We start from the raw sequence: 22348 nt of genomic DNA, 5'->3' as shown, positions 1-22348 counted from the left end.
CTAACCCACGATCAAAGCGCTACCTGACCAGTTACGCCGGTCAAAGGGCGGTGTGAGCCCGGGTTCTTCTACCATCTCAATCTCCTGTAATTTCAACAGTGACGCTATTCGATATGACGTGATGCGGATCCAGGCCGCTGGTGCGGCGATGGCACTGCCAAACGCCCCGGTGCTCGAGTACGGGTGGCACAGGGTCGATTCCTGGCAGCCTGACCTGCCCACCAAGAAAGGCCTTGCCAGGCTGCGAGAACTCACGCGGGAGGCGATGAAATATGCTAGAATGCTGGCCTCACCGCGCTGAGGCTGTTTCCTGGCCGTCATCGGAGGCGCCGCGATAACGGTCGATGAGGGCGGCGACGCCGTCGAGGATGGTGTCGACGCCGAGGAGGAACTCCGCCCGTTCGTCGAAGCCGCTCGGGTCGTCGCCGATCTCGCCGGACCAGGCGATCGCGTGCAGCCGCGGGTAGGTCCGCTCGTCCACCAGTTCGCGCAGCAGCGTCTCGAACGTCCACCCGGGTGACGCCGCCGGCGTCTCACCGGTCTCCGCGGCGGCGGCCATGGCGGCTGCGGCGGCGCGGGCGGCGTCGTTGGCCATCCGGGCCTCGCTGAGGGTGTAGGAGCTGAGCAGGCCGATCATCCGGAGCTTCTCGGCGCCGGGCAGGCCGGTGTCGTCGAGGCTGGCGAGGCCGAGCTCGACGAACGTCATCGAGTTCGGCGCGAGCGGCGGCGCGGCCATCGGCATCTGGGTGATCCAGGCGTGGCGGTCGATCATGTCCCGTTGGACCAGGGCCCAGGCGCGCAGCTTCTCCCGCCAGGTCGCCCCGTCCAACGTCAGTGACTCGACGCCGACGGCGCTGGCGTTCCACATCAGGGTGAGCAGTTCGTCCTTGCTGGCCACGTACCGGTAGAGCGACATCGTCGTGAAGCCGAGGGCCTTCGCGACCCGCGCCATCGACACGGCCTCGAGCCCCTCGGCGTCGGCAAGCTCGATGGCGGCGGTGACGATCGCGTCCACCGACAGGCCCGGACGCGGGCCACGTCCGCCCCGGGCGCGACGCCCCCACAGCAGGTCGATCCCCGGCGGCAGCGGCCGAGGGGCCGCGGGGGGCGCCTCGCTGGGCCTACGGGTCCCGTCCACGTCAGCGAGGATACGGCTGGACGGCTACTGTGTACATCATATACATTGCAGTGTATGTCATACACGGTTATTGCGGAGGGGATCCGCAAGTCCTTCGGCGCGCAGGTGGTGCTCGACGGCGTCGACCTCGCCCTCGATCGGGGTTCGGTGTTCGGCCTGCTCGGCCCGAACGGTGCGGGCAAGACGACGCTGGTCCGGATCCTGGCCACGCTGATGCGTCCCGACTCCGGGCGCGCCACCGTCGCCGGCCACGACCTGCTGACCGACCCGGTCGGCGTCAAGGGCGCGATCAGCCTCACCGGCCAGTACGCCGCGGTCGACGACGTCCTGACCGGCCGGGAGAACCTGGAGATGATGGCCGGTCTGCTGCACCTGGGCCGGCGCGCCGCCCGGGCCCGCGCCGCCGAGCTGCTCGCCGAGTTCGATCTGACCGACGCGCGGGACCGCCGGGTGAGGACCTACTCCGGCGGAATGCGCCGCCGCCTCGACCTCGCCGCCAGCATGATCCGCCGCCCGGAGCTGCTGTTCCTGGACGAGCCGACGACCGGCCTCGACCCGCGCAGCCGTGAACAGCTCTGGGGTACCGTGCGCCACCTCGCCGCCCAGGACGTCACGATCCTGCTGACCACCCAGTACCTCGAGGAAGCCGACCAGCTCGCCGACACCGTCGGCATGCTCACCGCCGGCCGCATCGTCGCCCGCGGCACCCCTGACGAGCTCAAGTCCAGCCTCGGCACCGAGATCGTCCGCCTGCGCTTCCCCGACGCCCGCGCCTACCAGAGTGCCCTGGCCGCACTCGCCCCGAGCGCCGGCGGTACCGGGTTCACGATCGAGGCGGCGGACGACGGTGCGCTGCGCATCGACATCCCCACGGACGGCTCCAGCGCCCGACTGCGCGACCTGCTCGACCTGCTGGTCGCCACCGGCGGCAGTACCGCCGCCGGATCACCCAGGGTGTCGACCCACCGCCCCAGTCTCGACGACGTCTTCCTCGCCCTCACCGGCACCGCTGACACCGCCGGGGCCACCCCGGCTCCCCGTAGCGCCACCCGATCGGAGCTCGCCCGATGAGCAGCCTCACCTACGACATCGTCGATTCCCGGATCATGGTCGGCCGTTGCCTGCGACGGTCCTGGCGGGACCCGGAGGCGTTCTTCACCGCGCTGATGCTGCCGATCATCCTGATGCTGCTGTTCGTCTACGTGTTCGGCGGTGCGCTGCGCGATCACGGCCCGTACGTCGACTACGTGGTGCCCGGGCTGATCGTGCTGTGCGCCGGGTTCGGCGCCGGGACGACGGCGGTGGCCCTGGCCACCGATCTGGCCGGTGGCATCGTGGACAGGTTCCGCTCGATGCCGATCCGGGCGTCGGCGATCCTGCTCGGCCAGGTCGCGGCGAGCCTCACCCGCAACCTGCTCGCGACCGCCCTGGTCATCGGCGTGGGCCTGGGCATCGGCTGGCGACCGACGACGTCGGTGTGGCGCTGGGCCGGCGCGCTCGGGCTGATCGTGCTGTTCATCCTGGCGCTGTCCTGGCTCGCCGCCGCGGTCGGCCTGCTCGCCGGCGGCCCGGAGGCGGCGAACTCGTTCACCTTCGTCCTGATGTTCCTGCCGTATGTGAGCACGGCCTTCGTCCCCACCGACACCATGCCGAGCGTGCTCCGCGGCTTCGCCGAGAACCAGCCCTTCACCCCGATCATCGAGACCATGCGCGGCCTGTGGATGGGCCACACCTCCACCGGCGCGTCCACCGCGCACGAGGCCCTGATCGCCCTCGCCTGGACCCTCGGCCTGCTGGCCCTGTCCTGGCCGGCCGCCACCCACCTGTTCCGCCGCACCACCACCCACTGACCCGCCCCACCGACCCGCCTCGCCCCACCGACCCGTGCCGCTGTCCCGCCCCGCCGACCCGCGCCGCTGTCACACTGCGCGGCGATCCGCTTCGCGTGATCCACCCACGCGGGTCGCCGTGGGGGCATTTCGGACACGAATACCCCCACGGCGACCCGCGTAGCGCCCGGGCCGATCTGCTCGGTTCGGGCCCGTCACGCGGGGTGACGTCTGGGGTGGGTCGCTAGTCGATCAGCTCGTAGACGGTGGTCAGCGAGGGGCGGTCGATGGTGTCGCTGAGGGTGACGCTGCCTTCGGCGGTCCGCTTGGCGAGCTCGTCCATGGGGGTGTTCAGGTCGTCCGCCTCGAGCTCGTAGACGATGATGTACGGCTGCGCCTCGCCCGACACCCTGATCGGTCCGGCGTCGCGGGCGCGCAGACGCCGGGCGGAGACGATCCCGGGCACCTTGAGAACGTCCGGGATGTGCTCCTCGTCGTACCAGCGGTTGTACTCCGCCTCCGCCTCGGGACTGATCGGACGGGACTGCACCAGCAGGATGCCCTTGGCCATGGGTACTCCAGTCGCTCGTGGACGGTCATTTCGTGCAGGGTCGGCTCACAGCCGGTCGGATGACACCGGCTGACTGTGCCGTACAACACAGCGTGTCGAGTATGTCCAGGTCTCGCCCCTGGGCGCCACCGCTACGACGGGCAGCGCGATGGCCCGGGACGCCCGCTGGTCCTACAGTCCGAATGTGCGAGGTCGACTTCCCGGTAACCAGGCGCGGCCCCGCCGCGCGCCCCGTCTGCCCGTCGCCGCCGCGGCGCTGGCCGCCACCCTGGGCATGGCCGCCTGCGGCAGCGCGTCCGAGACCGCCGCGACGGCGTCCTCCGCTGCCAGGTCCTCCGCCGCCCTGGTGCCCGCGGGCGGGGCGTCGGCGGACGGTGGCGTGGGTCGGTGCGCGGCGAGCGATCTGACGGTCTCGCTGGGTCCGGTGTCCCGGCTCGAGGGTGATCAGCGGGAGCGTTCCGTGGTGCTGACCAACCGCTCGTCGCGGCGGTGCGCCGTCAGCGGCTATCCGGGTGCGAGCCTGATCACCCAGGACGGCACCGCCTGGGACCTCGAGCGCTCCCCGCTGGTCAGCCCCACCCGGATCGTCCTGGCCCCCGGCGGGACCGCTCACGCCACCCTGCGTTACCTGCCCGCCGACACCGGTGTCCCCGGCGCCTTCGAGGCGACCCGCATCCTCATCACCCCACCGGACACCACCACCCCCAGCACCCTGACCTGGGACGGCGGCCCGCTGCTCGACCAGTCCGGCGCCACCCACCCCGGCACCTACCTCCTGGCGCTACAGCCCGGCTAGCGCCGCGATGCCCTGCCGTTCACGGCGCGGCGGTGGCGGAGTCGGTGCTGCTGGTGCTGGCGGTGGTCGCCTCGGCGCCGTCGGCGGCGGCCTGCGTGTTCGAGGGCTGCGCTGTGGCGTCCGGGGTCGGCTCAGGCGCAGGGGTCGGCTCGGGCACGGGGGTCGGCTCGGTCTCCGAGCTCGGCTCGGTAACCGCTGTTGGCTCGGTAACCGGGCTCGGCTCGGTAACCGGAGTCGGCTCGGATGTGGCCGGCGCCGTGGTGGGCTGCGGCGCTGGGCTCGATGGCTCCGGTGTCACCGCGGTGACCGGCGGCGAACTGGACGCCGGCGGTGCGGATGTGGCTGGTGCGGATGCCGGTGGTGCGGAGGTCGGAGTCCGCGTCGGGGTGGACGAGGTGGCTCGCGAGGGCGTCGCGCTCGGCGTCGGCGAGGCACTGGCGGGGGAGCCGGTGCTGGACGTCGCGCCCACGTCAGCGGATCGTCCGGACGTCGCTGAGGCTGGAACGGGCGCGGATGCGGCCGATGCCGCGGATGTCGCCGATGCCGGTGCGGCCGGCGCGGGGGCGGCCGCCGATGCCGATGCCGCCGATGCCGCCGATGCCGATGCCGCCGATGCCGAGGTGGCGGGCGGTCGCTGCTCGATCAGCGGTGATGCGGCGGGCCGGGCGAGCAGCGCCGGCACGGGTCCGTCCAAGGTCGTGTCCGCGGGGGGCCGCGGGTCGGCGGGACGCGGACGGCCATGGGTGGCGGTGGTGAAACGCGCCGAGATGGTGGTGGGCAGGGCGATGACCTGGCCGATCGGTCCGGCATCCGCCGTGGCGATCAGCAGTGGCAGGGGCTGGTCGCCGTCCCCGTAGCCGCCGGTGGACGGGCGGGCGACCAGGCCTGTCGCGGGACCACCGTCCTGTTTGCCCGCCGACCCGGAGCCCGGCCCACGCTGCGCCGCGGCGCTCGCGAGCTGGGGGGTGAGTTTGCTGGTGAGCAGAACGGCGGTCAGCAGTGTGAGGATCGCGCCGGTGGCCACGGCGGCCTCGCGGCGGGCCCGCCGCGTCGCGGACATCGGCTGCCAGGCCGGGGTGGGCCGTCGGGCGTGCTGCCCGGGCCGTCGCGGCGTCGCGCGGGCGGGATGCGACCGGTGCCGCCCGGTCACGGGCTGGCGGTGTCTGCTCACTGCGCCTGCCTCCCCATCATCCGTGTACTGCCTTTTGGCTGTACTGCTTTCGGGGGCACTCTGGCATGGCGAAGCGCGCGGGCCGCCGCGTTCTGGGCGCAAAACGCCATGTCGCGGCCCTGGGGGTACCCGAAAGAGTGCTACCGGGACTGTTCTGGGCCGGCGCGGTCAAGCTCGGCGAGCCAGGCGGCGGCGCTGGCATCCGAGGGCGCCCGCCAGTCACCGCGCGGCGACAGCGACCCGCCGAAACTCACCTTCGGCCCGTCCGGCAGCGCGGAGCGCTTGAACTGGGACGTGGCGAAGAAGCGCACCAGGAAATCGCGCAGCCACCGTTCGATCGTGGCCAGATCGTAGGCGTGCCGCTGGTCGCCGGGAAATCCCGCCGGCCAGCCGGGCGCGTCGGCGTCCCGCCACGCCGCCCAGGCCAGAAACAGCACCTTGGACGGCACCAGCCCGTACCGCAGAATGTGAAACAGAAAGAAGTCGTGCAGTTCGTACGGGCCGATCCGGTCCTGGGTGCTCTGCATCGCACCGGTCTCGGCGTCGGCGGGGACGAGCTCGGGGGAGATCTCGGTGTCGAGGATCGCGGTGAGCAGCGCGCCGGTGGACGCGTCGAACTGCCCGGAGCCGACCGTCCAGCGTATGAGGTACTGGATCAGGGTCTTCGGCACGCCCGCGTTCACCGCGTAGTGACTCATCTGGTCGCCGACCCCGTAGGTGCACCAGCCCAGCGCCAGCTCGCTGAGATCCCCGGTGCCGACGACGAACCCGCCGTGGTGGTTCGCGAGCCGGAACAGATAGTCGGTGCGCAACCCGGCCTGCACGTTCTCGTAGGTGATGTCGTACTGCGCCGCATCGCCCGCGGCGGGATGCCCGAGGTCGGTGAGCAGCTGGCGGGCCGCCGGGCGAATGTCGATCTCCGCCGCCTCGACGCCGAGCGCCCGCATCAACGCCCACGCGTTCGCCTTCGTCCCGGCGCTGGTGGCGAAACCCGGCATCGTGTACGCGAGAATCGTCGTGCGGGCGATGCCCAGCAGGTCGCATGCCTTCGCCGCGACGATCAGCGCATGGGTCGAATCCAGCCCACCCGACACCCCGATCACCATCCGCGCGCGACCCCGCCCGGTGGCCACGGCCGCGGTGGCCACGGCGTCCCGTCCACCGCTGACGGCGCGATAACGCTGGGCCAGACCGTGCACCTGAATGTTGAACGCCTCGTAACAGTCGAGATCAAGGCGTTCGGAGGTGTCCGGAACGAACGGAAACCGCCGCTGCGGCCGGCGCAGCCCCACATCCCGTCCATGGGGGTGATGGTCGAAGCCGATGGTGCGAAAACGCCGCGCCGGTTCCCCGGCGTAGCGGGCCGCGTCGGCGAACGTCGGTGTGCGCATCCGCTCCGACCGGACCCGGCCCAGGTCCACATCGGCGACGACGAGCCCCGGCCCGTCGGTGAACCGCGCCGATTCGGCGAGCAGATCCCCGAGTTCGTGGATGGTGCCCTGCCCGTCCCAGGAAAGATCGGTGGTGCTCTCGCCGGTCCCCGCCGCCGAGTAGACGTAGGCCGCCATCGCCCGCGTCGACTGCGCCGCCGACAGCTGCGCGCGCACCGCCGCCTTGCCCACCACGATGTTGGACGCGGACAGGTTCGCCAGCAGCGTCGCCCCCGCCAGCGCCGCGTACGACGACGGCGGCACCGGCGCCCAGTAGTCCTCGCAGATCTCCACCCCGACCACGAGGTCGCTCAGGTCCCGCGCGGCGAAGACCAGATCCGGCCCGAACGGCACCATCCGCCCCGCCACGGTGATCTCGAGGCCCTCCTGGCCGGCGCCGGAGGCGAACCAGCGCTTCTCGTAGTACTCCCGCGAGTTCGGCAGGTACACCTTCGGCACCACCCCGAGCAGCCGCCCCCGCGAGATCACCAGCGCCGTGTTGAACAGCCGCCCGCCGCGTCGCAGTGGCGCCCCCACCAGCAGCAACGGCCCGAGCTCGGCACTCGCCTCGCACACCGTGTCGACGGCCCGTTCCACCTCGCCCAGCAGCGCGTCCTGCAGGTGCAGATCCCCGACCGCGTACGACGACAGGCCAAGCTCGGGGTAGACGACGACGTCCACCCCGTCGGCGTCCGCCTGGTGCGCCAGCGCGATCGTCGCCGCGGCGTTGCGCGCCGGATCGGCGACCGACACCACCGGCGTCGCCGCCGCGACCCGCACCAGCCCATGCCGATGGATCGCCCCGAACTCCCGCACCCCGCCGCCCCCCATCGCTGCTGCCCTGTGTCGCTGGTGGACCTGTGTCGCGACCAGCCTCCACTATCCGCGAGCCCGTCCGGCCGGTCACCGCCCGAACGTCCACCAACAGGGGTGATGTGCCCGCCGTCCGCGTGGCCGGGCGACCGGCTGGACGACCGGGCAGGCTGACAGATGCGACATAACGGGCCATTCGGGCCAGGCGCAGGGGAAGGAAGTCCCGGGCGATCAACGGTGTCGGCGACCGACCCTGGAACGCATGGGTCAGAAGACGATCGATGGGAACGAGGCCGCCACATCGGTGGCCTATCGGGCAAGTGAGGTGATCGCCATCTACCCGATCACCCCGGCGTCGGCGATGGGAGAACTCGCCGACGCCTGGGCGGCCAAGGGAATGGCGAACCTGTGGGGCGCGCTGCCCGAAGTGGTGCAGCTGCAGAGTGAGGGTGGCGCCGCCGGCGCCGTGCACGGGGCGTTGCAGGCCGGTGCGCTCTCGACGACGTTCACAGCCTCGCAGGGACTGCTGCTGATGCTGCCGAACATGTTCAAGATCGCCGGCGAGCTGACGCCGATGGTCCTGCACGTCGCCGCCCGCACCATCGCCACTCACGCGCTGTCCATCTTCGGTGATCACAGTGACGTGATGGCCGCCCGGTCGACCGGCTTCGCCATGCTGTCCTCGGCCTCCCCGCAGGAGGCCCACGACCTCGCCGCCGTGTCCCACGCGGCGACCCTGGAGTCCCGCGTCCCGTTCCTGCACTTCTTCGACGGTTTCCGCACGTCCCATGAGCTCAACGAAGTGGACGAGATCGACGACGCGACGCTGCTGTCGCTGCTGAGCGCCGAGCAGATCGAGGCGCACCGCGCCCGCGCGCTGTCCCCGGACCACCCGGTCATCCGCGGCACCACCCAGGACCCGGACACGTTCTTCCAGGCCCGCGAGGCCGCCAACGCCTACTACACGGCCGTCCCCGGCATCGTGCAGCGCGCGATGGACCAGTTCGCCGAGAAGACCGGCCGCCGCTACCGGATCTTCGAGTACCACGGCCACCCCGAGGCCGACCGGGTCATCGTGATCATGGGTTCGGGTCGTACCGCGGTGCGCGACGCGGTGGTCCGCCTGATCGCCCGCGGCGAGAAGGTCGGCTTCGTCCAGGTCCGCCTCTACCGGCCGTTCGACATCGCCGCGTTCCTGGCCTGCCTGCCCGCCACCGCGACGACCATCGCCGTGCTCGACCGCACCAAGGAGCCCGGTGCCGCCGGCGAGCCCCTGCGCCTGGATGTGCTCGCCGCCCTCGCCGAACGCCCGGAGAGCATGCCGCGGGTGATCGGCTGCCGCTACGGCCTGGCGTCCAAGGAGTTCACCCCGGCGATGGCCGCGGCCGTGTTCGCCGAACTCGCCGCCGCCCGTCCCCGCCGCGAACTCACCGTCGGCATCACCGACGACCTCACCGGCCTGTCGCTGCCCGTGGACCCCGCGAGCATCACCGAGTTCGCCGAGGCGCCGGACGTCCGCCGGGCCGTCTTCTACGGTCTGGGCAGCGACGGCACCGTCGGTGCCACCCGCGCCAGCGCCAACATCGTCGCCAGCCGCACCGAGCTGCACAGCCAGGCCTACTTCGTGTTCGACTCGAAGAAGTCCGGTTCGATGACGGTCTCGCACCTGCGGCTGTCCCCGCGTCCGGTTGACGCCCCCTGGCTCATCCGCGACGCCGAGTACGTCGGCTGCCACCAGTTCTCCCTGCTCGAACGGGTCGACGTCCTGGCCGTGGCCGCCCCCGGCGCCACCGTCCTGATCAACAGCCCGTACGGTCCGGACGAGGTGTGGGAGCACCTGCCGGCGAACGCGCAGCGGCACCTGCTCGAGAAGCGGGCGCGGCTGTTCGTCGTCGACGCCGACCGTGTCTCACGCGACGCGGGCCTGCCCGGCATCGTCAGCCCCGTCCTGCAGACCTGCTACCTGAGCCTGTCCGGGCTGCTGCCCGCCGCGGCCGACACCAGCGGCTCCGAGATCGCTGTCGCCGCCGTCAAGGACGCGATCCGCATCGCCCAGGGCAAACGCGGCGAGAAGGTGCTGGCCCGTAACTACGCCGCCGTCGACGCCTCCCTCGGCGCGCTCGCCGAGGTCACCCTCGCCGGACGTGGCCTCGGCAGCGTCGCCGCCATCCGGGTCCTCGCCCCGGACGCCCCGGTGTTCGTCAAGGAGGTCACCGCCCGCATCATGGCCGGCGAGGGCGAACTGCTGCCGGTCAGCGCCCTGCCGGTCGATGGCACCTTCCCCGTCGGCACCGCCCGCTACGAGAAGCGCGGCATCGCCCACGAACTGCCCATCTGGGACGCGGACCTGTGCATCAACTGCGGCAAGTGCGCGCTGGTCTGCCCGCACGCCGCGATCCGGATGTCCGCGTTCGACCCGGCGCTGCTCGCCGACGCCCCCGCCACCTTCAAGACCCGCACCCCGAAGGAGAAGGACCTCGCCGGTCTGCGGGTCACCGTCCAGGTCTCCCCGGACGACTGCACCGGGTGCAGCCTGTGCGCCAAGGTCTGCCCCGCGGTCGACAGGACCAACAAGGAGCACCGCGCCCTCGACATGGTCGACGCCGCGCCGCGGATGGCCGAGGAACGCGTCGGCTGGGAGTTCCTGGAGACCCTGCCCGCCTTCGACCCGACCCTGGTCCCCGGCGACGACGTGCGCGGCTCCCAGCTGCGCCAGCCGCTGTTCGAGTTCTCCGGTGCCTGCTCGGGCTGCGGCGAGTCGCCCTACCTCAAACTGATGAGCCAGCTGTTCGGTGACCGCATCCTGATCGCCAACGCCACCGGATGCTCGTCCATCTTCGGCGGCAACCTGCCGACCACCCCGTGGACGGCGGACGCGGCCGGCCGCGGCCCCGCCTGGGCGAACTCACTGTTCGAGGACAACGCCGAGTTCGGCCTCGGCATGCGCTTGGCCCTGGACGCCCGTGCCCGCGAGGCCCGCCGCCTGCTGCGCATCGCCGCCCCCCTGGTCGGCGACAGCCTGGTGGACGAGCTGCTCGCCGCCGACCAGAGCACCGACACCGGCATCGCCCACCAGCGCGCCCGGGTCGCCGAGCTGCGCCGACGCCTGGCCGCCCACCCCGAGCACGACCGTCGCCTCGACCCGCTCGTCGACAACCTCGTCGAGAAGGCCGTCTGGATCGTCGGTGGTGACGGCTGGGCCTACGACATCGGCTTCGGTGGCCTCGACCATGTGCTCGCCTCCGGACGCAACATCAACGTCCTGGTCCTGGACACCGAGGTGTACTCGAACACCGGCGGTCAGGCGTCCAAGTCGACCCCGCGCGGCGCCGTCGCGAAGTTCGCCGGCGGCGGCAAGCGCACCCGCAAGAAGGACCTCGGTCTGCTCGCCGCCGCCTACGGCGACGTGTACGTCGCGCAGGTCGCGCTGGGCTCCAACGACAAGCACACGGTGCGCGCCTTCAACGAGGCCGCGAGCTGGGACGGCCCGTCGCTGATCGTCGCCTACTCGCACTGCATCGCCCACGGCATCGACATGACCGACGGTCTGTCGCACCAGAAGGCCGCGGTGAAGTCCGGGTACTGGCCGCTCTACCGGGTCGACCCGCGTGAGGAGATCCCGTTCTCCCTGGACTCGCGCAAGCCGTCGATGGACTTCGCCGACTTCGCCGCCACCGAGACCCGGTTCACCCGGCTCGCCGCCGCCGCCCCCGAGGCGGCCGTTCAGCTCGCGGAACAGGCCCAGCGCGACATCCGCGAACGGTGGGCCGTCTACGAGCGTGAGGCCGCCGCGCCCCGCACGCCCGCCACGCCGGACTGACCCATCCGCCGTGGCGGGGCCGCACCGGTGCCGGCGGCGGGTGACTGCCGCCGGCACCGGTGCGAGGTTTTTCACCGATCACCTACCCGACATCTGCGTGTAGTACCTATGTATCGACCGTTGAGCGACAGCAACCTGTCACGAGGAGGATTCGGCGTTGACCAGTCTGGTTGGTTCCGAGTGGGGCCCGCTTGCCGCCCTGGCCGGCGAATGGGAAGGCGACCAGGGCATCGACATCGCCTTCGGTAACGTCGAAGGTTCGATGATCACCACCCCGTACCGGGAGAAGATCTCCCTCAAGCCGTTCGGCCCGGTCGACAACGGTTCCCAGCACCTGTACGGCCTCGACTACCGCATGGCCGCCTGGCGCACCGCGGTGGAGGAGGAGAACCCCTTCCACACCGAGGTCGGCTACTGGCTGTGGGACGCCGAGCTCGGCCACGTCATGCGCTCGTTCATGGTCCCCCGCGGCCAGACCCTGATCGCCGGCGGCGAGACCACCGTCGACGCGACCAGCTACACGATGCGCGCCGAGCAGGGCTCCACCAGCTACGGCATCCTGTCCAACCCCTACCTGATCAAGGCGGCGAACACCACCCTCTACGAGGTGGCGATCACCCTCTACCCGGACGGCAGCTGGGGCTACGACGAGAAGACCGTCATCACCCACGGCCGGGTCACCGAACCCGTCATCCACACCGACCGCAACGTCCTGCGCCGCGCCGCCGACGCCTGAGCCGACCTGACGGCTGACACCCGTTCGGTCCCGCGCCTCGCTCGCCCCGGTCGCTTCCACCGCGTTCCGCGACCGGGGCGGGGCCATGCCCACCAAGGGCGACCGCCTGGATCAGCCCGTCGCGCCCAGCAGGCCGGCGGGGATCTCGGCGTGGAGGAGGCGCTGGGTGTCGACGTGGTCGGGGCCGGTGAGCAGCGCCGGGTCCTCGTCGGGCAGCAGGCTCGCCGCCATGGTGCGGCGCAGCGCCTCCTCGAGGGACTCGACGCTCTCGGCGAGTGGCAGCGCGAGCGCGGCTCCGTCCGCCGCCACCGCGGTGAGACAGGCGACGATGCCCGGCACCGGGCGCATCGCCGGCCAGATGCGTCGGCGCCCACTGTCGGTGAACGCGTCGACCCAGCTCTGGTCGTGCGGCCCGGCGAACTCGGTGAACTGCACATACCTCGGCGGTCCCGCGACCTCAAGCCCACTGCCGCCGGCGGTGATCCGGTAGCGGCGGCCCACCCCGATCCGCAGGCCCGCGCCGACCTCGACGGCCGCCGTGCTGCCCGCGCCGTCGCCGTCCCAGATCGTGATGAGCAGCCCGGGGACGCCGGTCTCCCGGCTGGGCATTCCCATCGCGCGGCTGACCAGCGCGCCGGCGCTGCCCTGGACGGTGGCGAGCACCGCGTCGACCCAGGCGTCGTTGTGGGGCGGCGACGCACCGCTGATCGGATGTACGACGATGTCCATCGGAGTCTCCCTGCGATCTGGTTGAGATGGTGACGGACTCGACGATGCCGCCGCACGCGACCGCGGACCTCAGTGCCAGTACTGGTGTGGGTACTGGTTCGCGCGCGGACGATGATGGAACCGTGCCAGGCACGGATCGCCCCTTCGTTGGCCGGCAGGCGGAGCTCGCCGCGCTGCGCACCCGGCTGCGCGACGCGGCCCACGGCCATGGCGGCGTCGCGCTGATCAGCGGGCCCGCCGGCATCGGCAAGACCCGCCTGCTCGAGGAACTGCTGCGCGCATCGACGACGGCGTCCACGCCGGCGCCCATGCCGGTGCCGGTGCCGGAGCCGGAGCCGGTGGCGGTTGGCCGTGGCTACTGCCGGCCCGATCACGGCACACCGCCGCTGTGGCCCTGGCAGCAGGCGCTGCGTGCCCTGGCCCGCGCTGGCGGCGCCGGCCTGAGCGAGCCGCGACGCGCCCTCGACGCCGTCGGCCAGGCGCACGTCCCGACCGACCCCCCGAACCTCGCCGCGGTCCGCTTCGCCGCCCTGCCGGTGCCCGCCTGCTGCTGGTGCTCACCGCCCGGGACCACCCGCCGGAGCGGGACTCGGCATGGTCACGGCTGTACCGGGAACTGCCGCGGCTGCCACGGGTGCACGTCACCCACCTGCCTCCGCTGCCCGACGTCGCCGTCGGCGAGTACCTGCGGGCCACCGGTACGCCGTCGGCGGGCCCCGACCTGGCCCGTCAGGTGGCCCGCCGCTGCGGCGGACTGCCCCTGCTGCTCGACGTCGCCGCCACCGGGGCCGGCCGGCCGGTGCGGGTCGGTGACCTTGTCGACGTCCTGCTCGGTCAGGTGCCCGCCGACGCGCGTCCGGTGCTGCGGGCAGCGGGTCTGCTGCGCGGCCCGGTGGACGTCCCCCTGCTCGCCGCCGCCGCGGCCGTCGCCGAACCCGCCGCCGCGGCCGCGGTGGACGCCGCCCACCACACCGGCCTGATGATCGCTGACATCGATGCCGATGCCGATGCTGACGCCGGCGCCGATGGTGCGCCTCGGCGGTTCGTCTTCGCGCACGGCCTGCTCGCCGAGACCCTGGCCGCACACGACGGGGACGCGCTCAGCCGCACCATCCACCAGCGTGCCGCGACGGCGTTGGAGGCCCGTGCCGGCCTGCCCGGCGGCGAGTGTCCGCCAGGTGTCGCCGCGGACATCGCCGCGCACTGGAGCCGCGCCGGACGCCCCGACCAGACGGCCCACTGGGCGCGGATCGCGGCCGCGCAGGCCCGTCAGGCGCTCGCCTTCGACGACGCGGTGGCACATCTGAGCGTCGCCGTGGCGGCGTCGCGGCTGGCCGGCGCCGAGCCGGGCGTGCTGGCCGAGGCACTGCTCGAGCTGGCCCGCGCGCACTACCTCGCCGGCAACCTGACCGAGGCGTTGCGCCACTGCGCGCAGGCCGCCGCCGCCCAGCCCGCCTGCGTGGCCACCGCGGCACTGGTGGTCCGCTGGGTCACCTTCCCCGAGGCGGCGGATGTCGTCGCCGCCCTGTGCCGCCAGGCCCTGACCACCGACCAGCCCGTGTCCATCCGCGCGCAGCTGCTCTCCCAGCTGGCCACCATCCGGGCCGAGGCCGGCGACGCGGACGAGGCCCGCCCCCTGGCCCGGGAGGCGATGACCCTCGCCACCGCCACCGCCACCGCCAGCGGCGGCGGCCAGGCGTTGCTCGATGCCGCACGGGCCAGCGAGCTGCTGCTGACCGAGGCGGACGACGTCCACGAGCGGCTGCGCCTGGCCGACCTCGCGGCGCGGCAGGCGGCGGCGCTCGGGCAGTCGCTGTCCGGGGTGCTGGCCGAGCAGTGGCGGCTGCGGGCCGCCTACCAGCTTGGCCAGCTTGACGTGGTGGACACGGCGATGACGGCGATCGCCCGCCTGACCGAACGCGGCGGGCTGCCGCTGGCCCGCTGGCATCTGCTGCGTGGTCAGGCCGCCCGGGCGGTCCTGGAGGGACGGTTCGCCGCCGGCCGGGCCCACGACGGCGCCGCCGGCCGGCTGGCCCGATCCTTCGGCGACCCCCTGTCGGTCGGGCTTGGCCACGCGTGGGCGCAGCACCTCGCGGGCCTGCGCGGCGATCCCGCGGACCTGCCCGCGGACCTGTGGAAGGATCTCCAGGACGCCCCGTCCAACACCCTGATGACCGCGTTCCGCGCCAACGCGCTGCTGCTGGCGGGGCATCCGCAGCAGGCTCGGGCCTGCTATGAGCGGCTGCGGCCGCAGTTGGACGACCCGGTCGTCGACGTGCGCTGGGCCGGGGTGCTGGTGCAGGCGATCGACCTGGTCGAGGCGTTCGGCGACGCCGCCACCGCCGGCCTGCTCGCCCGCCGGCTCGCACCGCTGGCACGTTATCCCGGCGCGCACGGCATCCCGACGGTGCTGTTCGTCGGTGCCATGGACGGCCCGTACGGACGGGCCCTCGCGCACGCCGGCGACCTGCCCGCGGCGGAGGCGGCGCTGCGCCGGGCGATCGACGCCGACCGTGCGCTGGGTGCCCGCCCCTACGTCGTGCTTGGCCGGCTCGCGCTCGCCGACGTGCTGCGCCGCCGCGGGCGCCCCGACGCCGCCGTCCCGGTGGCGACCGCCGCGGCCACCGAAGCCCGCCGCCTCGACATGCCCGGCCCCGGGGCCCGCGCCGACCAGCTGCTCGCCGCGCTCTCGCTCGCCGCCGCCCGTGGTCGCGCCCACCCGCACGATGTGCTCACCGCCCGCGAACGGGAGGTGGCCTCCCTGGTCGTCCGGGCCCGGTCGAACCGGCAGATCGCCGAGACGCTGGTGCTCAGCGAACGGACGGTGGAAAGCCACGTCCGCAACATCCTGGCCAAACTCGGCTGCACCAACCGCACCCAGCTCGTCGCCCACTGGCGCGCCGACAGCAGCTGACAGGTGACCTCGCGCTGTGCGCTCGAACCCGCCCGTGTGGCGCCACACCCACGGCGACGAGGACAGCAGAGAGCACGGAAACGGTTCCGCGGAACCGTCCCCGGGGGTGCGCCGGGGGAGTTATGGGCGGTAGGGCGGAGCCGAGGACGGCGGGATGGTGGCCAGGGCGGCGGAGATGTCGTGGGAGGGGGCGCCGTGGAGCAGGGCGACGTCCATGATGACATCGCAGCCGAGGGTGTGGTCGCGCCAGAAGCAGCGGTAGCGGCCGCGGGGGCGTCGGCGGGCCCGGCGTCCCTGGAGGGACCAGGTGGTTCCGGGGACGGTGGGCCAGACGGCGAGGACCTGGCGGCCACGGAGCGGGATCACGTCGGCGCGGGCGATGTGGCGCCAGCCGAGGTCGACCTGGTGGCCGCCGGCCTCGACGTGGATACCGTGCGGGCTGATCGACAGCGCGGGTCGGCGCAGCCCGTACCGTAGCCGCCACCAGGCCATCGGCATGGCGATCAGGCTGGCGATCAGCACGATGCCGGCGCCGACGACCCGGTTGGCCACGGCCTGATCGTCGACGGTGCTCCGCTGGGCCTGCCGCATGCCGTCGGATGCGGCGGTGGCGATGGCCGACACCGCCCAGGCGGCCAGACCCACACTCGTCACGGCCAGGATCAGGCCCACGATCAGGAACAGCTGCCAGCGGCCGGCGAACACCGCCGCCTGCGGTCGCGGCGGTGTTGGCCGCGGCGGTGGGGTTGGCCGGGGCGATGGGGTCGGTCTGGGTGGCGGGGTTGGCCGCGGTGGCGCGCTGGTCGAGCAGGCGGGTGACGCCGGCGGGCCAGCTGGGGCCGGCGAGGGGGACGTCGGTGGCGAGCCAGGCGAGCAGGGACTCGGGGGCGGGACGGTCGGCGGCGTCCTTGGCCAGGCAGGACTGGACGAAGCCGTGCAGGTCAGGGGGGACACCGGTGAGGTCGGGGTCGGCGTGCACGACGCGGTACAGGACACTCGCGGGGGAGCCGCGGCCGAACGGGCCGCGGGCGGTCGCGGCGAAGACCAGGACGGCGCCGAAGGCGAAGACGTCGCTCGCGGGGCTCGCCGGGTCGCCGCTGGCCTGCTCGGGCGACATGTACGCGGCGGTGCCGACGATGTCGCCGGAGCGGGTCAGTTCGGTGTGGTCGGCGGCGCGGGCGATCCCGAAGTCGATCAGGCGGGGGCCGTCCGCGGCGAGCAGGACGTTGCTCGGTTTGAGGTCGCGGTGGACCAGGCCGGCGCGGTGGACGTTGATGAGCGCCTCGAGCAGGCCGGCGCCCAGACGGCGCAGCACCCGCGCCGAGAACGGGCCGCTGTGCGCCACGGCCTCGTGTAACGACGGTCCGGGGACGTACTGGGTGGCCAGCCACGGGGTGGGGCTGTCGGGGTCGGCGTCCACGACGGGGGCGGTGAACGCGCCGGAGACCAGCCGCGCCGCGGCGACCTCACGGCGGAAACGATCGCGGAAGACGTCGTCGGCGGCGAGTTCGGGCCGGATCAGTTTGACGGCGGTCAACCGCCCCGAGGCGGAGTGTGCCAGGTAGACCCGGCCCATACCGCCCTCGCCGAGCCGCGCCCGCAGGATGTACGGGCCTACTGCGCGCGGATCGCCCGGCTCAAGATCCCGCATGCCCGGCCGGACGACGGTCGACAGACATCATGCTCCGGGCGGGTAGGCGACGGTGGCAGCGGAGGATCTGCCGCAGACTAGTACAGAGTGCCACCGCGCGACGACCCAGGGGGGTGTGCGCGGCGGCCGGTTCGGCGTCGCCGGGGTCGGGGCCGGTTCAGCATCGCAGCAGCTGGAACAGGAGGCCGGCCAGGGCGGGGTAGGCGCGGGGCAGGGCACGGGCGGTGAGGTCGGCGATCCGCGCGTCCAGGCCGATGAGGATTCGGGGATGGTCGGCCTCGACACCGCGGACGATGGCCTGGGCGGCCTGGCGGGGGGACAGCCGCAGCAGGTGGTCGTTGTAGAAGCGGATGCGCGCCTCGTACTCGTCGGTGATCCGCTCGCCGCGTCCGCGGGCCTCGGCCAGGGCGGCGCTGGCGATGTTGGTGCGGACCCCGCCGGGGTGCACGAGGGTGACCCGCACCTGATGGCCGGCCTGCAGCATCTCCAGTCGCAGGGTCTCGGTGAAGCCGCGGACGGCGAACTTCGACGTGCAGTACGGGGCGAGTTCGGGCTGGGCGAGCAGACCGTTGAGGCTGGAGATGTTGATGACGTGACCGTCGCCGGAGGCGACCAGATGCGGCAGGAACGCGCGGGTGCCGTGCAGGACGCCCCACAGGTTCACCGCCAGCACCCGGTCGTAGATCTCCCAGTCGGCGTCCAGGATGGTGGCGCCGCCACCGGCGATGCCGGCGTTGTTGTAGAGCTGGTGGACCTGACCGAAGTGGGCGTGGACGTCGCCGGCGTGGGCCCGCACGGCGGCGCGGTCGGCGACGTCCACCCGGCTGGTGTGCACCTCGGCGCCGATGGCCCGGGCCAGCGCGGCGGTGTCGGCCAGGCCCCGCTCGTCGACGTCGGACAGGGCCAGCCGGCCGCCGCGGCGGGCGACGTCGAGGGCGAGCGCACGGCCGATACCGCCGGCCGCCCCGGTGATGACGACGACCTTGTCCCGAACGGTGCTCATGGCGGGATTCCTCTCAGCCGCCCAGCAGTCTGGGGCGTCCGGACACCGGCCGTCCAGTACGGGCGGATCACGGTTTAACGGGTGGTGGGTCCGGGCGATGTTCTGGGGTATGACAGCACCGACGCCACCAACGCCAGAACCCGCGCTGCCAGAAGGACCGGAGATCGCGAGGCTCGCTGATGGGACGCCGTCGGAGCGTAGCGTGCGGGTCGCCCGGGCCGCAGGGCTGGCACCGGAGGCGGTGGCCGACCCGGGCGCGCTGCCCGCGGCGGCACGCAGCGCCATCCCCCTGCAACAGGACGGCGGCGCCGAGCACGGCGAGAGCGGTCTGACGGTCGCGATCGCCTTCGTGGCCAATCTGGTGATCGCGATCGCGAAGTCGGGGGCGGCACTGCTCACCGGGTCGGCGTCGATGGTCGCCGAGGCGGCGCACTCGTGGGCCGACACTGGCAACGAGGTGTTCCTGGTGGTGGCGCAGCGGCGGTCGCGGCGTCCACCGGAGCCGGGCCATCCGCTCGGGTTCGGCCGGGAGGCGTACATCTGGTCGCTGTTCGCGGCGATGGGCCTGTTCGTGGCGGGCGGTGCGGTGTCGATCACCCACGGGGTGCAGGAACTGTTCGCCGAGAAGGGCGAGGGTGGTGACTACCTGATCGGCTACATCGTGCTGGCGGTGTCGTTCGTGCTGGAGGGCACCTCGTTCCTGCAGTCGGCCCGGCAGGCCCGCAAGGAGGCCGCGTCGATGGACCGTGACCTCATCGAACACGTCCTGGACACCTCCGATCCGACCCTGCGGGCCGTGTTCGCCGAGGACTGCGCGGCGCTGGTGGGCATCGTGATCGCCGCACTGGGGCTCGCGCTGCACCAGATCACCGGTGAGGCGGCGTTCGACGCGATCGGATCGATCCTGGTCGGGGTGCTGCTGGGGCTGGTCGCGCTCGTGCTGATCGGACGCAACCGGCAGTTCCTCATCGGCCAGGAGGCCGACCCGCGGGTGCGTTCGGCGACGATTCGGGCCCTGCTGGCGCTGCCCGAGGTCGATCGGGTCACCAAGCTGCGGGTCGAGGTGGTCGGACCGCGGATGGTCACCGTCGTCGGTGACGTCGACATCGTCGGGGACGAGAGCGAGTCGCGGGTCGCGGTCCGGCTGCGCGCGGTCGAGGCGAAACTGATGGCCTCGCCGGCGGTGGTGCACGCGGTGCTGAGCCTGTCCGCTCCCGACGAGGTGTCGATCGAGGCGTCCGGTGAACCGGGGGCGTCGCAGCCGGTGTGAGCCGGGCACGGAGGGGACGGCGACCAGCCCATCATTTTCGAACATGTGTTTGATAGGATGGTTCTCGTGGGAGTCGCACCGTTCCAGTCCTCGCTGCTTGACGGCGCCACGGAGGTGTCGCTGCGGCCGCTGGGGGCCGCCGTGCGCCGGCACCCGTTGTCCCACGGCGCGTGGGTGGATGTGCGCCGCGGCTGGGTCGAGGGTGCCGACCTGCTGTTCACCCGGTTGGAGGCCGAGGTGCCCTGGCGGGCGGAGCGGCGCCCGATGTACGACCGGGTGGTCGCCGTGCCACGCCTGTTGGCCTGGTACGGCGAGGGAGCGGGCCTGCCCGATCCGGTGCTCGCGCAGGCCCGCGGAGCTCTCGGGGAGCACTACCGCGAGGAGCTCGCGGAGCCGTTCGTCACCGCCGGGCTCTGCCTCTACCGCGACGGGCAGGACAGCGTGGCCTGGCACGGTGACCGCATCGGCCGGGGCGCGCGGGTCGACACGATGGTCGCGATCGTGGTGCTGGGCAATCCACGTCCGTTGCTGCTGCGCCCGCGTGGCGGCGGGCCCGCCCTGCGCTACGAGCTCGGCCACGGCGATCTGCTCGTCATGGGCGGCAGCTGCCAGCGCACCTGGGATCACGCGGTCCCCAAGACCACCCGCCCGATCGGCCCCCGGGTCAGCGTCCAGTTCCGCCCGCGGGACGTCCGATGACCAGCCCTTCGCCGCTGCCGCGACGCCGTGGCGGGCCGCCGGCTCGAAGCCGAAACGGCCCTGGTACGCCAGGGCGGCGGGGGAGTCAGGCGGCGTAGGGCTCGATCTCGCGGGCTTCGCGCAGGGCACGACCCCACCAGGCGAGCTGGTCGAGCAGGGCGCGGGCGGCGGTGGCGATCTGCGGGTCGGTCGCGACCCGGCCACCCGCGGCGAAGTCCGCGGCCCGGACGCCGTGCAGACTCACACCGTCGCGGACACCGACGGCGTGCAGCTCGGCGAACACGCCACGCAGGTGTTCGACGGCGCGCAGGCCACCGCTCATCCCACCGTAGGACACGAAACCGACGGGCTTGGCGAACCACTCGCGTCGATACGAGTCGAGGATGTGCTTGAGCGCGGCCGGATAGGAGTGGTTGTACTCGGGCGTGATCACGATGAAGGCGTCCGCCGCGGCGAGGCGTTCGCCGAGGTCGGCTCGGGCGACGGCGACGCCGGGATCCGCCGGGTCGGCGCCCGGGTGGTCCAGGGGTGTCGAGGCCGGGTCGACCAGGGTGAGGCGCAGGTCGTCGCGTCCGGCCGCCTGGTCGGTGAACCAGGCGCCCACCGTCGGTGCGAGCCGTCCCGCCCGGACACTGCTGAGCAGGACGGCGACCTCCAGCGTGCGGGAGCGCCCCGCCAGCCGGGACACCTCCGGGGTGGGGGCCGTGGCTGCGGTCGGTGCGGTGAGCTGTGCCAACGCGGGCTCCTACGAGATGATCGGGGCGAACTCCCAGGCGGAGTCCGGCGTTGGACCGAGCATCGGAGATGAAGTCAACTTCATGTCAAGCGACGTGTAACCCGGCGCGGTTACGATGCCGCCAGGCTGGGCCGGGAGGAGGCACGGTGGTCGGACGGGGTGGAATCCTGCTGTCGGCCAGCGCCGCGGGTGGCGGCGCCGTGGTCGGCGCGGGAGTGGGACTGTGGCGGCTCGCACTGGTGCAGGGCACAGCGGCGGATCGCAAGGTCAGACCGCTGACCACGCCCGCCCCGCCGGTGCGTGAGTTCTACGGCAATCCGACGGATGCGCCGTTCGTGCTGGCTATGGTCGGTGACTCCAGCGCCCAGGGCACGGGTGTGCACCACTACGACGACACCCTCGGCGGCTGGCTCGCGAGCAGCCTCGCGGCGACCGGTCGGCATGTGCGGGTCGTGAGCACCGCCGTCGACGGCGCGCGGGCCGAACATCTGGACGCACAGATCGCCGGGATCGCCCGGGCCACGTCCGCACCGCCCGACCTGGTCGTGATCTCCATCGGCGTGAACGACATCCGGGCGCGCACGCCCGCCGCGACGGCCGCCCGCCAGCTGGGCGCGGCCGTCGCCGAGCTGCGTCGCGGCGGGTCCACGGTGCTCGTGGGCACCACACCGGATCTCAGTGTCATCGCGGCGGTGCGGGCCCCGCTGCGGCAGGTGGTGTGGCTGCTGAGCTGGCAGCTGGAACGCGCGCAGACCCCGGCGGTGCGCGCGGCGGGTGGCACCCCGGTGCGGATGCGCACGTCCATCTCGCAGGCGTTCGCCGCCGATCCGGCCCTGTTCGCCGCGGACGGCCTGCATGCCTCGTCCTACGGCAACGCCTGTATCGGTGCCGCGATGTTCGACACCTACCAGCGTGAACTGGTCGCCCGGGCCGAGCAGACCGCGGCCCAGGCCGATCCGGCGGTCCACGGTGGCCCGGCGGCCCAGCCCGACCTCGCCGACCTCGCCGAACTCGCCGAACTCGGTGGGCTGGCCGCCTCGAC

General features: G+C 72.9%; 17 protein-coding genes and 2 pseudogenes. 11 read left to right on the top strand and 8 right to left on the bottom strand.

Annotated features, from left to right (window positions below):
- Positions 1 to 289: 289 nt before the first annotated feature.
- Positions 290 to 1138 (bottom strand): TetR/AcrR family transcriptional regulator, encoded by an 849-nt coding sequence (locus G6R24_RS07420; RefSeq protein WP_163548426.1) that lies wholly within the window; start codon positions 1136 to 1138, stop codon positions 290 to 292.
- A gap of 54 nt (positions 1139 to 1192) precedes the next feature.
- On the opposite strand from G6R24_RS07420, the gene G6R24_RS07415 reads away from it, so the two are divergent.
- The gene (locus G6R24_RS07415) at positions 1193 to 2209 is read left to right on the top strand and encodes an ATP-binding cassette domain-containing protein (RefSeq protein WP_163548425.1); all 1017 of its coding nucleotides are present in this window, start codon (positions 1193 to 1195) and stop codon (positions 2207 to 2209) included.
- Complete coding sequence (locus G6R24_RS07410) at positions 2206 to 2988, top strand: ABC transporter permease (RefSeq protein WP_163548424.1); 783 nt, start codon at positions 2206 to 2208, stop codon at positions 2986 to 2988. Before G6R24_RS07415 ends, G6R24_RS07410 begins: the two co-directional genes overlap by 4 nt.
- A gap of 223 nt (positions 2989 to 3211) precedes the next feature.
- On the opposite strand, the gene G6R24_RS07405 is transcribed toward G6R24_RS07410, so the two are convergent.
- Positions 3212 to 3538: a DUF4286 family protein gene (locus G6R24_RS07405; protein WP_163548423.1), complete on the bottom strand. Its 327-nt coding sequence runs from the start codon at positions 3536 to 3538 to the stop codon at positions 3212 to 3214.
- A 184-nt stretch (positions 3539 to 3722) separates the two neighbouring features.
- Between G6R24_RS07405 and G6R24_RS07400 the strand changes: the two genes are divergently transcribed.
- Both G6R24_RS07400 and G6R24_RS07395 read left to right on the top strand, forming a co-directional pair.
- Entirely contained in the window at positions 3723 to 4334 is a 612-nt protein-coding gene (locus G6R24_RS07400; RefSeq protein WP_163548422.1) for a DUF4232 domain-containing protein, read from the top strand.
- 32 nt (positions 4335 to 4366) lie between these two features.
- On the top strand, positions 4367 to 5191 hold the full coding sequence (locus tag G6R24_RS07395; protein ID WP_163548421.1) for a hypothetical protein: 825 nt from the start codon (positions 4367 to 4369) through the stop codon (positions 5189 to 5191).
- 454 nt (positions 5192 to 5645) lie between these two features.
- Here G6R24_RS07395 and G6R24_RS07390 read toward each other — a convergent pair whose 3' ends face one another.
- Positions 5646 to 7766, bottom strand: a complete 2121-nt coding sequence (locus tag G6R24_RS07390; protein WP_163548420.1) for an NAD(+) synthase — start codon at positions 7764 to 7766, stop codon at positions 5646 to 5648.
- Positions 7767 to 8010: 244 nt separating this feature from the next.
- Between G6R24_RS07390 and nifJ the strand changes: the two genes are divergently transcribed.
- Together nifJ and G6R24_RS07380 are read left to right on the top strand one after the other, a co-directional pair.
- Complete coding sequence (gene nifJ / locus G6R24_RS07385; RefSeq protein ID WP_163548419.1) at positions 8011 to 11568, top strand: pyruvate:ferredoxin (flavodoxin) oxidoreductase; 3558 nt, start codon at positions 8011 to 8013, stop codon at positions 11566 to 11568.
- Positions 11569 to 11725: 157 nt separating this feature from the next.
- Entirely contained in the window at positions 11726 to 12304 is a 579-nt protein-coding gene (locus G6R24_RS07380) for a heme-binding beta-barrel domain-containing protein (RefSeq protein WP_163548418.1), read from the top strand.
- A gap of 111 nt (positions 12305 to 12415) precedes the next feature.
- Here G6R24_RS07380 and G6R24_RS07375 read toward each other — a convergent pair whose 3' ends face one another.
- The gene (locus G6R24_RS07375) at positions 12416 to 13033 is read right to left on the bottom strand and encodes a hypothetical protein (protein WP_163548417.1); all 618 of its coding nucleotides are present in this window, start codon (positions 13031 to 13033) and stop codon (positions 12416 to 12418) included.
- A 26-nt stretch (positions 13034 to 13059) separates the two neighbouring features.
- Here G6R24_RS07375 and G6R24_RS22015 point away from each other — a divergent pair.
- Positions 13060 to 13527 (top strand): annotated as a pseudogene (locus G6R24_RS22015) (ATP-binding protein); the annotation flags it as partial.
- Between the two features lie 59 nt (positions 13528 to 13586).
- Positions 13587 to 15947 (top strand): helix-turn-helix transcriptional regulator, encoded by a 2361-nt coding sequence (locus G6R24_RS07365; protein ID WP_225438232.1) that lies wholly within the window; start codon positions 13587 to 13589, stop codon positions 15945 to 15947.
- Positions 15948 to 16067: 120 nt separating this feature from the next.
- On the opposite strand, the gene G6R24_RS22010 is transcribed toward G6R24_RS07365, so the two are convergent.
- From G6R24_RS22010 to G6R24_RS07355, 3 genes and pseudogenes are all read right to left on the bottom strand, one after another.
- Complete coding sequence (locus G6R24_RS22010; protein WP_225438233.1) at positions 16068 to 16652, bottom strand: hypothetical protein; 585 nt, start codon at positions 16650 to 16652, stop codon at positions 16068 to 16070.
- Positions 16653 to 16878: 226 nt separating this feature from the next.
- Positions 16879 to 17523 (bottom strand): annotated as a pseudogene (locus tag G6R24_RS22005) (serine/threonine-protein kinase); the annotation flags it as partial.
- Positions 17524 to 17755: 232 nt separating this feature from the next.
- Positions 17756 to 18601: an SDR family NAD(P)-dependent oxidoreductase gene (locus tag G6R24_RS07355; protein WP_163548413.1), complete on the bottom strand. Its 846-nt coding sequence runs from the start codon at positions 18599 to 18601 to the stop codon at positions 17756 to 17758.
- 202 nt (positions 18602 to 18803) lie between these two features.
- Here G6R24_RS07355 and G6R24_RS07350 point away from each other — a divergent pair, with 202 nt between their 5' ends.
- On the top strand, positions 18804 to 19871 hold the full coding sequence (locus G6R24_RS07350) for a cation diffusion facilitator family transporter (RefSeq protein ID WP_225438231.1): 1068 nt from the start codon (positions 18804 to 18806) through the stop codon (positions 19869 to 19871).
- 66 nt (positions 19872 to 19937) lie between these two features.
- A complete protein-coding gene (locus tag G6R24_RS07345) occupies positions 19938 to 20570 on the top strand; it encodes an alpha-ketoglutarate-dependent dioxygenase AlkB (RefSeq protein ID WP_225438230.1) in 633 nt (210 codons plus the stop codon).
- A gap of 85 nt (positions 20571 to 20655) precedes the next feature.
- Here the strand turns inward: G6R24_RS07345 and G6R24_RS07340 are convergent, their stop codons facing one another.
- Positions 20656 to 21306, bottom strand: coding sequence for an NADPH-dependent FMN reductase (locus tag G6R24_RS07340; protein ID WP_163548410.1), 651 nt, complete (start codon positions 21304 to 21306; stop codon positions 20656 to 20658).
- 146 nt (positions 21307 to 21452) lie between these two features.
- Here G6R24_RS07340 and G6R24_RS07335 point away from each other — a divergent pair.
- A partial coding sequence (locus tag G6R24_RS07335) for an SGNH/GDSL hydrolase family protein (RefSeq protein WP_163548409.1) occupies positions 21453 to 22348 on the top strand: 896 nt, incomplete at its 3' end.

It is taken from the genome of Candidatus Frankia nodulisporulans, assembly GCF_902806475.1.
GTDB classification, from domain to species: domain Bacteria; phylum Actinomycetota; class Actinomycetes; order Frankiales; family Frankiaceae; genus Frankia; species Frankia umida.
Note: the sequence above shows the minus strand (reverse complement) of the source record. Positions and strands in the feature narration are given on the sequence as shown.